The sequence below is a fragment of the Streptomyces sp. adm13(2018) genome (genome assembly GCF_008042145.1).
Classification (GTDB): Bacteria; Actinomycetota; Actinomycetes; order Streptomycetales; family Streptomycetaceae; genus Streptomyces.
On the sequence record NZ_RDBH01000114.1, the window covers coordinates 452,250 to 465,626 of the forward strand.

9 protein-coding genes and 1 tRNA gene are annotated in these 13,377 nt (G+C 69.4%); all 10 read left to right on the top strand.

From position 1 onward, the window contains the following. The first annotated feature begins 282 nt into the window (after positions 1-282). The 10 genes from dnaA to EAO70_RS38485 all read left to right on the top strand — a co-directional run bounded on the left by dnaA (position 283) and on the right by EAO70_RS38485 (position 13,082). A complete protein-coding gene (dnaA, locus tag EAO70_RS14400; RefSeq protein ID WP_148003356.1) occupies positions 283-2,055 on the top strand; it encodes a chromosomal replication initiator protein DnaA in 1,773 nt (590 codons plus the stop codon). A 953-nt stretch (positions 2,056-3,008) separates the two neighbouring features. Continuing rightward, positions 3,009-4,139: a DNA polymerase III subunit beta gene (gene dnaN / locus EAO70_RS14410; RefSeq protein ID WP_148003357.1), complete on the top strand. Its 1,131-nt coding sequence runs from the start codon at positions 3,009-3,011 to the stop codon at positions 4,137-4,139. A 120-nt stretch (positions 4,140-4,259) separates the two neighbouring features. Next, positions 4,260-5,138, top strand: coding sequence for a phosphogluconate dehydrogenase (NAD(+)-dependent, decarboxylating) (gnd, locus tag EAO70_RS14415; RefSeq protein ID WP_148003358.1), 879 nt, complete (start codon positions 4,260-4,262; stop codon positions 5,136-5,138). Between the two features lie 60 nt (positions 5,139-5,198). Then, the gene (gene recF, locus EAO70_RS14420; RefSeq protein ID WP_148003359.1) at positions 5,199-6,320 is read left to right on the top strand and encodes a DNA replication/repair protein RecF; all 1,122 of its coding nucleotides are present in this window, start codon (positions 5,199-5,201) and stop codon (positions 6,318-6,320) included. Beyond that, positions 6,317-6,877: a DUF721 domain-containing protein gene (locus EAO70_RS14425; protein WP_148003360.1), complete on the top strand. Its 561-nt coding sequence runs from the start codon at positions 6,317-6,319 to the stop codon at positions 6,875-6,877. Before recF ends, EAO70_RS14425 begins: the two co-directional genes overlap by 4 nt. A 356-nt stretch (positions 6,878-7,233) precedes the next feature. Continuing rightward, the gene (gene gyrB / locus EAO70_RS14430; RefSeq protein WP_148003361.1) at positions 7,234-9,264 is read left to right on the top strand and encodes a DNA topoisomerase (ATP-hydrolyzing) subunit B; all 2,031 of its coding nucleotides are present in this window, start codon (positions 7,234-7,236) and stop codon (positions 9,262-9,264) included. Positions 9,265-9,305: 41 nt separating this feature from the next. Then, positions 9,306-11,933 carry a DNA gyrase subunit A gene (gene gyrA, locus EAO70_RS14435; RefSeq protein ID WP_148003362.1) on the top strand — a complete coding sequence of 876 codons (2,628 nt, stop codon included), beginning with the start codon at positions 9,306-9,308 and terminating at the stop codon, positions 11,931-11,933. Positions 11,934-12,039: 106 nt separating this feature from the next. Then, the gene (locus EAO70_RS14440; RefSeq protein WP_148003363.1) at positions 12,040-12,606 is read left to right on the top strand and encodes a DUF3566 domain-containing protein; all 567 of its coding nucleotides are present in this window, start codon (positions 12,040-12,042) and stop codon (positions 12,604-12,606) included. A gap of 109 nt (positions 12,607-12,715) precedes the next feature. After that, a tRNA-Ile gene (locus EAO70_RS14445) sits at positions 12,716-12,789 on the top strand. Between the two features lie 158 nt (positions 12,790-12,947). Further along, on the top strand, positions 12,948-13,082 hold the full coding sequence (locus EAO70_RS38485) for a DLW-39 family protein (RefSeq protein WP_003958712.1): 135 nt from the start codon (positions 12,948-12,950) through the stop codon (positions 13,080-13,082). Positions 13,083-13,377: the final 295 nt, after the last annotated feature.

Below are 13,377 nucleotides of genomic sequence, written 5' to 3' on the forward strand. Positions count from 1 at the left end.
TCTTTGCCCATCGGAGGCAGGCGGCAGCAGCCATCGACAACTCGACCTGGTTACGGTACGCGCGGCTACGCCATCCGGTCAAACCGACCTGTCGCCACCTCCTATTGTGCACAGCCTGTGGACAACAACTTGAACCACGTCAGCCGCCGCGACTACCGTGGTTGGTCTCCACAATCTTTTCCGTTCTGTCCTTACCTGTTCCCCGCGGATCTGTCCTCTTGGACATCGACCCGTCGTCCCCGAGAACCACACCATCGTGGGACCTGCGAGAAAGCGTGCCCTGTGGCTGACGTTCCTGCTGATCTTGCCGCAGTGTGGCCACGCGTCCTGGAGCATCTCCTCTCCGAGGGCCAGCAGGGCATCGAGCCCAAGGACAAGCAGTGGATCGAGCGCTGCCAGCCCCTCGCCCTCGTCGCGGACACGGCGCTGCTCGCCGTGCCGAACGAGTGGGGCAAGCGCGTCCTGGAGGGCCGGCTGGCCCCGCTGATCAGCGAGACGCTCAGCCGTGAGTGCGGCCGTCCGATCCGGATCGCGATCACCGTCGACGACTCCGTCGGCGAGCCGACCCCGCCGGCGCCGCCGCTCCAGCAGTCACAGCCGCCCCGGTACGACGAGAGCCGGCAGCCCGAGCCGTACGACAAGTACGACGGCTACGGCCACCGGCCGATGCCCGACGACGGCCTGCCGACCGCGCGCCCGGCCTACCCGGACTACGCGCAGCAGCGCCCCGACCCCGGGTCCTGGCCGCGCACCCAGGAGGATCTGTCCTGGCAGCAGCCCCGGCTGGGCGGCTACCAGGAGCGGGCCCCGTACACCGGTCCGAGCGGCCCCGAGCAGTCCCGGCCGTCGCGGTACGACGAGCCGCCCCGGAGCTACGAGCAGCAGCGTCCCGAGCGGGCCGAGCTGCCCGACCCGCAGAGCCACGGCGTCCGTCCCGGTCCCCGGCCGGGGGTGCCGGGCGGAGGCCACGGCGGTCACGGTTCCTCCGCCGGGCAGGGCGGCGCGGGGGCACCGGGTGAGCCGCACGCGCGGCTGAACCCCAAGTACCTCTTCGACACCTTCGTCATCGGTTCCTCGAACCGCTTCGCGCACGCGGCCGCGGTCGCGGTGGCCGAGGCGCCGGCGAAGGCGTACAACCCGCTCTTCATCTACGGGGAGTCCGGGCTCGGCAAGACGCACCTGCTGCACGCGATCGGGCACTACGCGCGGAGCCTCTACCCGGGCACCCGCGTGCGGTACGTGAGCTCCGAGGAGTTCACGAACGAGTTCATCAACTCGATCCGCGACGGCAAGGGCGACACCTTCCGCAAGCGCTACCGCGATGTGGACATCCTGCTCGTCGACGACATCCAGTTCCTCGCGAGCAAGGAGTCGACGCAGGAGGAGTTCTTCCACACCTTCAACACCCTGCACAACGCGAACAAGCAGATCGTGCTCTCCTCCGACCGGCCGCCCAAGCAGCTGGTGACCCTGGAGGACCGGCTCCGCAACCGCTTCGAGTGGGGCCTGACCACCGACGTGCAGCCGCCGGAGCTGGAGACGCGCATCGCGATCCTCCGCAAGAAGGCGGTGCAGGAGCAGCTCAACGCCCCGCCGGAGGTGCTGGAGTTCATCGCGTCCCGGATCTCGCGGAACATCCGTGAGCTGGAGGGCGCGCTGATCCGGGTGACGGCCTTCGCGAGCCTCAACCGGCAGCCGGTGGACCTGGGGCTCACCGAGATCGTCCTCAAGGACCTGATCCCGGGCGGCGAGGACTCCTCGCCGGAGATCACCGCGCCGGCGATCATGGCGGCCACCGCCGACTACTTCGGTCTGACGGTGGAGGACCTCTGCGGATCCTCGCGCAGCCGCGTCCTGGTGACGGCCCGGCAGATCGCCATGTACCTGTGCCGCGAGCTGACGGACCTGTCGCTGCCGAAGATCGGCGCGCAGTTCGGCGGCCGCGACCACACGACGGTGATGCACGCGGACCGCAAGATCCGCGCGCTGATGGCCGAGCGGCGCTCCATCTACAACCAGGTCACCGAGCTCACCAACCGCATCAAGAACGGCTGACGCCGGCGCCGCGACCGCGGCCGACCGCCTCCGACGGGCGCTCCGGGACACCTCCCCGGGGCGCCCGTCGGCGTTCCCGGCGCTCCCGCGCGCGCTTCCCCTGGAGCCGTTCTGCGGTCGGCCACGGGGGTCGTCCGCGCGCTGTCCCGGCCCTCCGGGAGAGGGCGCGGAGGGCTTCCGGAGCCCTCCGCGGGCGTGCGCGGACCCCGACGGAGCCCTCGTCCGGGGGACGGGCTGTTCGATTACTCCGTTCCGGTGGCGGGTTCTCCACAGATTGCGGGATGATCTCCCGTCCACAGGGTGGGGACTGTTGAGTTATCCGGATTGTGTCCACAGGCCAGGCTGTTGACAGACCATCACCCCAGGTCAGGCCCCTGTGGAATTGTTGGTAAAAGATCTCCACAGCCTGTGGACAGAGGATCCGTCCACAGGGGCTCCGGAAAGTTGTCCACTGGCCGCCCACAGGGGACGGTCCGTTGCCCACAGCTTCTCCACACCCCTGTCCACTGTTCGGCAACGAATCGGCTCCGCTCACCGCGTCGAGTGAAAGCCGTCACACCAACGAGGACGGTTGGGCTGTGGGGAACGTGGGTAAACCTGGGGACAGCGCTGGGGAGAACTCCCCGTGGCCTGTGTATCGGGTGTGCAGAACTTTCGGGTGTCCACAGAGAGCCCTAGTTGTCCACCGGTTCCACCCACAGGCTCGGTGGACAAAAAATCGGGTCTGACCTGGGAAAACGACGTTATCCACCGTTTCCACAGGCCCTACTACTACTCCCACTCAGAGTTAGCTAGGAATCCGCTTCGAAGTGGGGCCTGTGCACAACTCGGCGCCGGAGCTCCGAGCCGCTCTCGTCGCGACTTGACCCGCAGCAGCACCGAGTGTCTGCGGCGTACGTCAGACTGGTTCCCGCAGTCGACGAAGAGCCAGCAACAAGCAGGAGGCGGTTCCGGTGAAGATCCGGGTGGAGCGCGACGTACTTGCCGAGGCGGTGGCCTGGGTGGCCCGCAGCCTCCCGGCCCGTCCGCCGGCTCCCGTGCTCGCGGGCCTGCTGCTGAAGGCCGAGAACGGCGCGCTGAGCTTCTCGAGCTTCGACTACGAGGTCTCGGCCCGGGTCTCCGTCGAGGCGGAGGTCGAGGAGGACGGCACCGTCCTGGTCTCCGGCCGCCTGCTCGCCGACATCTGCCGCGCCCTCCCCAACCGACCGGTGGAGATCTCCACAGACGGTGTACGGGCGACCGTGGTCTGCGGCTCCTCCCGCTTCACCCTCCACACCCTTCCTGTGGAGGAGTACCCGGCGCTGCCGGAGATGCCCACCGCGACCGGCACCGTCCCCGGTGAGGTCTTCGCCTCCGCCGCCGCCCAGGTGGCCATCGCCGCCGGCCGGGACGACACGCTGCCCGTGCTCACCGGTGTGCGCATCGAGATCGAGGGCGACACCGTCACCCTCGCCTCCACCGACCGCTACCGCTTCGCGGTCCGCGAGTTCCTGTGGAAGCCGGAGTCCCCGGACGCCTCCGCGGTCGCCCTGGTGCCCGCGAAGACCCTCCTGGACACCGCCAAGGCGCTCACGAGCGGCGACACGGTCACCCTGGCGCTCTCGGGCTCCGGCAAGGGCGAGGGCCTCATCGGCTTCGAGGGTGCGGGCCGCCGCACCACCACCCGCCTGCTCGAGGGCGACCTGCCGAAGTACCGGACGCTCTTCCCCACCGAGTTCAACTCGGTCGCGGTCATCGAGACCGCGCCGTTCGTCGAGGCCGTCAAGCGCGTGGCCCTGGTGGCCGAGCGCAACACCCCGGTCCGGCTGAGCTTCGAGCAGGGCGTGCTGATCCTGGAGGCCGGCTCCAGCGACGACGCACAGGCTGTGGAGCGCGTCGACGCGCAGCTGGAGGGCGACGACATCTCGATCGCCTTCAACCCGACCTTCCTGCTGGACGGCCTCAGCGCGATCGACTCCCCGGTCGCCCAGCTCTCCTTCACGACCTCCACGAAGCCGGCGCTGCTGAGCGGCAGGCCGGCCCTGGACGCCGAGGCGGACGAGGCCTACAAGTACCTGATCATGCCGGTGCGCCTGAGCGGCTGAGCCGGTCCGCGTCGCGCTTTCCGGGGGATCGCCTGAGCGGCTGACCCCACAGGTGTGCACCCGGGTCCGGGCGTAGGCTCGGACCCGGGTACACCGCACACGACGCTTAAGGAATCTCTGATGGAGCTCGGTCTCGTCGGTCTCGGCAAGATGGGCGGCAACATGCGCGAGCGCATCCGCCGCGCAGGCCACACCGTCATCGGATACGACCGCAACCCGGACCTCGCCGACGTCCAGAGCCTCGAAGAGCTTGTCACCAAGCTCAAGGGGCCCCGCGTCGTGTGGGTCATGGTCCCGGCCGGTGCCGCGACCCAGTCCACCATCGACGAGCTGTCCGAGCTGCTCTCCCCCGGCGACATCGTCGTGGACGGCGGCAACTCCCGCTGGACCGACGACGAGAAGCACGCGGAGGAGCTGGCGGCCAAGGGCATCGGCTTCGTCGACTGCGGCGTCTCCGGTGGCGTCTGGGGCCTGGAGAACGGCTACGCGCTGATGTACGGCGGCTCCGCCGAGGACGTCGCCAAGGTCCAGCCGATCTTCGACGCGCTCAAGCCCGAGGGCGAGTTCGGCTCGGTGCACGCGGGCAAGGTCGGCGCCGGCCACTTCGCGAAGATGGTCCACAACGGCATCGAGTACGCGATGATGCAGGCCTACGCCGAGGGCTGGGAGCTCCTGGAGAAGGTCGACTCCGTCACCGACGTGCGCGAGGTCTTCCGCTCCTGGCAGGAGGGCACGGTCATCCGTTCCTGGCTGCTGGACCTCGCGGTCAACGCCCTCGACGAGGACGAGCACCTGGACCAGCTGCGCGGCTACGCGTCGGACTCCGGCGAGGGCCGGTGGACGGTCGAGGCCGCCATCGACAACGCCGTGCCGCTGCCGGCGATCACCGCCTCGCTGTTCGCGCGGTTCGCCTCCCGTCAGGACGACTCCCCGCAGATGAAGATGATCGCCGCGCTGCGCAACCAGTTCGGCGGCCACGCGGTCGAGACGAAGAAGTAATCCACAGGCTGTGCACCCCGCGGTGCACAGCCGCCGGGGGAAGAAGGTCGGCGCCCAACCATGCACGTCACGCATCTGTCGCTGGCCGACTTCCGCTCCTACGCCCGGGTCGAGGTCCCGCTCGACCCGGGCGTCACCGCTTTCGTGGGCGCGAACGGCCAGGGCAAGACCAATCTGGTCGAGGCCGTCGGCTATCTCGCGACCCTCGCCAGCCACCGCGTCGCCTCCGACGCCCCCCTCGTCCGGATGGGGGCGGAGCGCGCGGTGATCCGCGCCGCCGTCACCCAGGGCGAGCGCTCCCAGCTGGTCGAGCTCGAACTCAACCCCGGCCGCGCCAACCGTGCCAGGATCAACAGGTCCTCGCAGGTCAGACCGCGTGACGTGCTCGGCATCGTGCGGACCGTGCTGTTCGCGCCCGAGGACCTCGCCCTGGTGAAGGGCGACCCCGGCGAGCGCCGGCGCTTCCTCGACGAGCTGATCACGGCGCGCGCGCCGCGCATGGCGGGCGTGCGCTCCGACTACGACCGCGTCCTCAAGCAGCGCAACACGCTCCTGAAGTCCGCCGCGATGGCCCGGCGGCACGGCGGCCGCGGCATGGACCTGTCCACCCTGGACGTCTGGGACCAGCACCTCGCGCGGGCCGGGGCCGAGCTGCTCGCCCAGCGGCTCGACCTGATCGCCGTACTGCAGCCGCTCGCGGACAAGGCGTACGAGCAGCTCGCGCCCGGCGGCGGGCCGGTCCAGCTGGAGTACCGGCCCTCCGCGCCCGGCACCGGCCACACCCGCGAGGAGCTGTACGAGCAGGTGATCGCCGCGCTGTCCGAGGTCCGCAAGCAGGAGATCGAGCGGGGCGTGACCCTCGTCGGACCCCACCGCGACGAACTGCTCCTCAAGCTCGGCGAGCTGCCCGCGAAGGGGTACGCCAGTCACGGCGAGTCCTGGTCGTACGCCCTCGCGCTGCGGCTGGCCTCGTACGACCTGCTGCGGTCCGAGGGCAACGAGCCGGTCCTCGTCCTCGACGACGTCTTCGCCGAGCTGGACGCGCGGCGGCGCGAGCGGCTCGCGGAGCTCGTCGCGGGCGGCGAGCAGGTCCTGGTGACGGCCGCCGTCGACGACGACGTGCCGGGGGTCCTCGCGGGGACCCGGTACCGGGTGGCCGGAGGAGAGGTGGAACGCGCATGAGCGAGGAGAACCTTCCCCAGCCTGTGGACACTCCGGCGCCGGCCGTTCCCGAGTCCTCGGGGGTGGACCTCGCCCGGGTCGCGCTGCGCGCCGCCAAGGAACAGGCCAGGGCCAGGGGCGCGGCCGCCCAGCAGAAGAAGCAGGCCCGGCGCGGGGGCGGCCTGCGCTCCGGCCCGCGCGCCGACGGGCGCGACCCGATGGCGCTCGGCGCCGCGATCAACCGGCTGATCACCGAGCGGGGCTGGGAGACGCCGGCGGCCGTCGGCGGGGTCATGGGCCGCTGGCCGCAGATCGTCGGCGAGGACCTGGCCAAGCACTGCGTACCGGTGCGGTTCGACGACGAGCCGGACGCCCGCGTGCTGACCGTGCAGTGCGACTCCACGGCCTGGGCCACCCAGCTGCGGCTGCTGGCGCCGACGCTGGTCGCGCGGCTCAACGAGGACCTCGGCCACGGCACCGTGCGGATGATCAGGGTGCTCGGGCCGGGCGGGCCCCGGCGCGGGTACGGCCCGCTGCGGGCGCCGGGTTCCGTGGGCCCCGGGGACACCTACGGGTAGCCCTGACAGCGGGTGAGAGCTACCTGCGGGTAGCCCTCACCGGGGGCTGTTCACGCGGCGCGGGTCCGGGAGAGGGACACCGCGCGGACGGGTCGTGTCCGCCCCCCTTCCACCCCGAGCGGCGAGTGCCCACAGCGAGGCATCGGTCCGAAGCGCTGGGTGGCCGTCAGGGGGCTCTGGAGCCCCTGTCCGGATATGGGGAGTCGTTTGGCTCCCGCTCAGGGCGGCACATGCGGACTCAGGCACCGGCAAACCCCCATGACTGTCGGCGCTACCGGTAGACTGGGAGACAATCCCGCCACCCTGCGGAACAAGTCGAACGACGCAGCCGCTCCCGTATGCCCGGAGAACGGCCTGTGCTGTGCCAGAAAGGGCGCTTCGTGGCCGATTCCGGCGACCCCAACGAGAACAACCAGTACACCGCCAGCAACATCCAGGTCCTCGAAGGCCTGGATGCGGTGCGCAAGCGCCCCGGCATGTACATCGGCTCGACCGGCGAGCGCGGTCTGCACCACATGGTGCAGGAGGTCGTCGACAACTCGGTCGACGAAGCCCTGGCCGGCCACGCCGACACCATCGACGTGACGATCCTGGCCGACGGCGCCGTGCGCGTCATCGACAACGGCCGCGGCATCCCGGTCGGCATCGTGGCCTCCGAGGGCAAGCCGGCCGTCGAGGTCGTGCTCACCGTGCTGCACGCGGGCGGCAAGTTCGGCGGCGGCGGCTACGCCGTCTCCGGCGGTCTGCACGGCGTCGGCGTGTCCGTGGTGAACGCGCTGTCCACCAAGGTCTCCGTCGAGATCAAAACGGACGGCCACCGCTGGACGCAGGACTACAAGATGGGCGCCCCGACCGCGCCCCTCGCCCAGCACGAGGCGACCGACGAGACCGGCACCTCGGTCACGTTCTGGGCCGACCCGGACATCTTCGAGACGACCGAGTACTCCTTCGAGACGCTCTCGCGCCGCTTCCAGGAGATGGCCTTCCTCAACAAGGGCCTGACGATCACGCTCACCGACGAGCGCGAGTCCGCCAAGGCCACGGTCGGCGCCGACGACCCCGACGCCGAGGCGGCCGCCGAGCCGGCCGCGCGCACGGTGAAGTACCACTACGAGGGCGGCATCGTCGACTTCGTGAAGTACCTCAACTCGCGCAAGGGCGAGCTGGTCCACCCCACCGTCATCGACCTGGAGGCGGAGGACAAGGACAAGGCCCTGTCGCTCGAGGTCGCGATGCAGTGGAACAGCGGCTACAGCGAGGGCGTGTACTCCTTCGCCAACATCATCCACACCCACGAGGGCGGCACGCACGAGGAGGGCTTCCGTGCGGCGCTGACCTCGCTGATCAACAAGTACGCGCGCGACAAGAAGCTGCTCCGCGAGAAGGACGACAACCTCACGGGCGACGACATCCGCGAGGGTCTGACCGCGATCATCTCGGTCAAGCTGAGCGAGCCGCAGTTCGAGGGCCAGACCAAGACCAAGCTGGGCAACACCGAGGTCAAGACCTTCGTGCAGCGGGCGGTCTACGAGCACCTCAACGACTGGCTCGACCGCAACCCGATCGAGGCCGCGGACATCATCCGCAAGTCGATCCAGGCCGCCACCGCGCGCGTGGCCGCGCGCAAGGCCCGCGACCTGACCCGCCGCAAGGGCCTGCTGGAGTCGGCGTCGCTGCCGGGCAAGCTGTCCGACTGCCAGTCGAACGACCCGGCCAAGTGCGAGATCTTCATCGTCGAGGGTGACTCCGCCGGCGGCTCGGCCAAGTCCGGCCGCAACCCGATGTACCAGGCCATCCTGCCGATCCGCGGCAAGATCCTGAACGTCGAGAAGGCCCGTATCGACAAGATCCTCCAGAACACCGAGGTCCAGGCGCTCATCTCGGCCTTCGGCACCGGTGTGCACGAGGACTTCGACATCGAGAAGCTCCGCTATCACAAGATCATCCTGATGGCGGACGCCGACGTCGACGGCCAGCACATCAACACCCTGCTGCTGACCTTCCTCTTCCGCTTCATGCGGCCGCTGGTCGAGGCGGGCCACGTCTACCTCTCCCGCCCCCCGCTCTACAAGATCAAGTGGGGCCGGGACGACTTCGAGTACGCCTACTCGGACCGGGAGCGGGACGCGCTCGTCGAGCTGGGCAAGCAGAGCGGCAAGCGCATCAAGGAAGACTCGATCCAGCGCTTCAAGGGTCTCGGCGAGATGAACGCCGAGGAGCTGCGCGTCACCACCATGGACGTCGAGCACCGCGTACTCGGCCAGGTCACCCTGGACGACGCCGCGCAGGCCGACGACCTGTTCTCGGTGCTGATGGGCGAGGACGTCGAGGCACGCCGCTCGTTCATCCAGCGCAACGCCAAGGACGTTCGCTTCCTCGACATCTGAGTCGGTCTCAGCTGACCGTACGAAAGGACTGACGACCAGCAATGGCCGACGAAACCACCCCGACCGGGACCACCGAAGAAGAGCCCACGCTGCGGATCGAGCCCGTCGGGCTCGAGACCGAGATGCAGCGCTCGTACCTCGACTACGCGATGTCCGTCATCGTGTCCCGCGCGCTGCCCGACGTACGGGACGGCCTCAAGCCCGTCCACCGGCGCGTCCTGTACGCGATGTACGACGGCGGCTACCGGCCCGAGAAGGGCTTCTACAAGTGCGCCCGCGTCGTCGGCGACGTCATGGGTACGTACCACCCGCACGGCGACTCCTCGATCTACGACGCGCTCGTCCGCCTCGCCCAGCCCTGGTCGATGCGCATGCCGCTCGTCGACTCCAACGGCAACTTCGGTTCCCCGGGCAACGACCCGGCCGCCGCCATGCGGTACACCGAGTGCAAGCTCATGACGCTGTCGATGGAGATGCTCCGGGACATCGACGAGGAGACCGTCGACTTCCAGGACAACTACGACGGCCGGAACCAGGAGCCGACGGTCCTGCCGTCCCGCTTCCCGAACCTGCTGATCAACGGCAGCGCCGGCATCGCGGTCGGCATGGCGACCAACATCCCGCCGCACAACCTCCGCGAGGTCGCGGCGGGCGCCCAGTGGGCCCTGGAGCACCCCGACGCCAGTCACGAGGAGCTCCTCGACGCCCTGATCGAGCGGATCAAGGGCCCGGACTTCCCCACCGGCGCGCTCGTCGTCGGCCGCAAGGGCATCGAGGAGGCGTACCGCACCGGTCGCGGCTCCATCACGATGCGCGCGGTCGTCGAGGTCGAGGAGATCCAGAACCGCCAGTGCCTGGTGGTCACGGAGCTGCCGTACCAGACCAACCCGGACAACCTCGCGCAGAAGATCGCCGACCTGGTCAAGGACGGCAAGATCGGCGGCATCGCCGACGTCCGCGACGAGACCTCGTCCCGCACCGGCCAGCGCCTCGTCATCGTGCTCAAGCGCGACGCCGTCGCCAAGGTCGTCCTCAACAACCTGTACAAGCACACCGACCTCCAGACGAACTTCGGCGCCAACATGCTGGCGCTCGTCGACGGCGTGCCGCGCACCCTCTCGCTGGACGCGTTCATCCGCCACTGGGTGACGCACCAGATCGAGGTCATCGTCCGCCGGACGAAGTTCCGGCTGCGCAAGGCCGAGGAGCGCGCCCACATCCTGCGCGGCCTGCTCAAGGCCCTGGACGCGATCGACGAGGTCATCGCGCTCATCCGGCGCAGCGACACGGTCGAGGTCGCCCGCGGCGGCCTGATGGACCTGCTCCAGATCGACGAGATCCAGGCCAACGCGATCCTGGAGATGCAGCTCCGCCGGCTCGCCGCCCTGGAGCGCCAGAAGATCGTCGCCGAGCACGACGAGCTCCAGGCGAAGATCAACGAGTACAACGCGATCCTGGCCTCGCCGGAGCGCCAGCGCGCGATCGTCAGCGAGGAACTGGCCGCGCTCGTCGAGAAGTTCGGCGACGACCGCCGCTCCAAGCTCGTGCCCTTCGACGGTGACATGTCCATCGAGGACCTGATCGCCGAGGAGGACATCGTCGTCACCATCTCGCGCGGTGGCTACGTGAAGCGGACGAAGACCGAGGACTACCGCTCGCAGAAGCGCGGCGGCAAGGGCGTGCGGGGCACGAAGCTGAAGCAGGACGACATCGTCGACCACTTCTTCGTCTCCACCACCCACCACTGGCTGCTGTTCTTCACGAACAAGGGCCGGGTCTACCGCGTCAAGGCGTACGAGCTGCCCGACGCCGGCCGGGACGCGCGCGGCCAGCACGTGGCCAACCTGCTGGCCTTCCAGCCGGACGAGCAGATCGCCCGCATCCTGGCGATCCGCGACTACGAGGCCGCTCCCTACCTGGTGCTCGCCACCAAGGCCGGCCTGGTCAAGAAGACCGCGCTGAAGGACTACGACTCGCCGCGGGCCGGCGGTGTCATCGCGATCAACCTCAGGGAGACCGAGGATGGTCGCGACGACGAGCTGATCGGCGCCGAACTGGTCTCCGCCGAGGACGATCTGCTGCTCATCAGCAAGAAGGCGCAGTCGATCCGCTTCACCGCCACGGACGACGCGCTGCGTCCGATGGGACGTGCCACATCGGGCGTCAAGGGGATGAGTTTCCGAACCGACGACGAACTGCTCTCGATGAATGTCGTCCGGCCCGGTACGTTCGTCTTCACCGCGACCGACGGCGGGTACGCGAAGCGCACCCCCGTCGACGAGTACCGCGTCCAGGGTCGTGGCGGCCTCGGCATCAAGGCCGCCAAGATCGTGGAGGACCGTGGCTCGCTCGTGGGCGCGCTGGTGGTCGAGGAGACGGACGAGATCCTCGCCATCACGCTGTCCGGCGGTGTGATTCGCACGCGAGTCAACGAAGTCAGGGAGACCGGCCGTGACACCATGGGCGTCCAGCTGATCAACCTGGGCAAGCGTGATGCCGTCGTCGGCATCGCACGGAACGCCGAGGCCGGCAGCGAGGACGACGACATCGACGAGGCAGTCGACGCCGAGGGCGCCGTGGAGGCGGCCGAGGCAGCGGTCGGGACCGTCGTGGTCGAGACCGAGGCAGTCGAGGGCACGGAGCCCTCGGCCGGGGAGCACGAGGAGTAAGAGCGTGAGTGGAGCCACGGGCGCCGGATCGGCGGCCGCCGGAGCTTCTGCTGGTGCTGGAGCGAACGGCGCCCGTGGCTCCGCCACGGACTCCCAGGGGGTTGCGGTGACGGACACTCGGGGGCAGCAGCCCTCGTACGAGACCTACAACGGGCCGCTGCCCGGCGAGCGCGCGGGCGCGCAGCAGTCGGCGGGCCCGTACCACCCGCCGCAGGCGTACGGCGCTCCGGCGCCGGGCGGCACGGCGGGCGGTCAGACCGGCGCGGTGCGCCGGCCGCGTACGGGGGCCCGCACGACGCCCCGAACGCGCAAGGCGCGGCTGCGGGTGGCCAAGGCCGACCCGTGGTCGGTGATGAAGGTGAGCTTCCTGCTCTCCATCGCGCTGGGCATCTGCACGGTCGTCGCCGCGGCGGTGCTGTGGATGGTCATGGACGCCATGGGCGTCTTCTCGACCGTCGGCGGCACGATCAGCGAGGCCACGGGCTCGAACGAGTCCAACGGCTTCGACCTGCAGTCGTTCCTTTCGCTGCCGCGGGTGCTGATGTTCACCTCGGTGATCGCCGTGATCGACGTGGTCCTGATGACCGCGCTGGCGACGCTGGGCGCGTTCATCTACAACCTGTCGGCCGGCTTCGTGGGCGGTGTGGAGCTCACGCTCGCCGAGGACGAGTGACAGCCGAGTGACCTGCGAGGGGGCCGGTCGGTTACCGATTTTGGGACTGGCCCTCCTGTGCGCTAATGTTCAGGAGTCAGCGCGCGGGACATACACCGCAGAGCGCGGCGGGGCTATAGCTCAGTTGGTTAGAGCGCATCCCTGATAAGGATGAGGCCACAGGTTCAAATCCTGTTAGCCCCACAGTGAAGATCGACCCGGACGGTTCCTCCGTCCGGGTCGATTTCGTTGTCCGGGGTCCCTGGGAGGTTTGAACCTCGTACAGGTCACCGATCGGTATCGGTCGATGTGTAGAGTGGGCGTCAGAAGTCTCCTACGTCAACGAAAGACGAGGTCGCGCGGTGAAGAAGCTGCTCCTGGTCGCACTGGCCGCCATCGGCGGGCTCCTCGTGTACCGCCAGATCCAGGCGGATCGCGCCGAGCAGGACCTGTGGACGGAGGCGACCGACTCCGTGCCCGCAGGTTCCGGTGTCTGAGACCCGAACCCTCTGTGGGTGAAGCCCCGGCCGCGCGAGAGCGGGCCGGGGCTTTGCTTTGCCTGAGCAAAAAGCCGACGTGCTTGAGTGAAGAGGAGCAGCGCGTGACGACGCAGGGCGGCCTCGGCCGGAGGGCGGGGGCCCTGATCACGGCGGTCGCCGCGGTGGGGGCGCTGTCCGACTTCGGCATCTCCATGCGCAAGGGCGAACCCCGCCTCACCGAGACCGACTACGTGGTGGGCACGCCCGGCTACTTCGCGCCCGAGCAGCTGCTCGGCGCCGAACCCGACTTCAC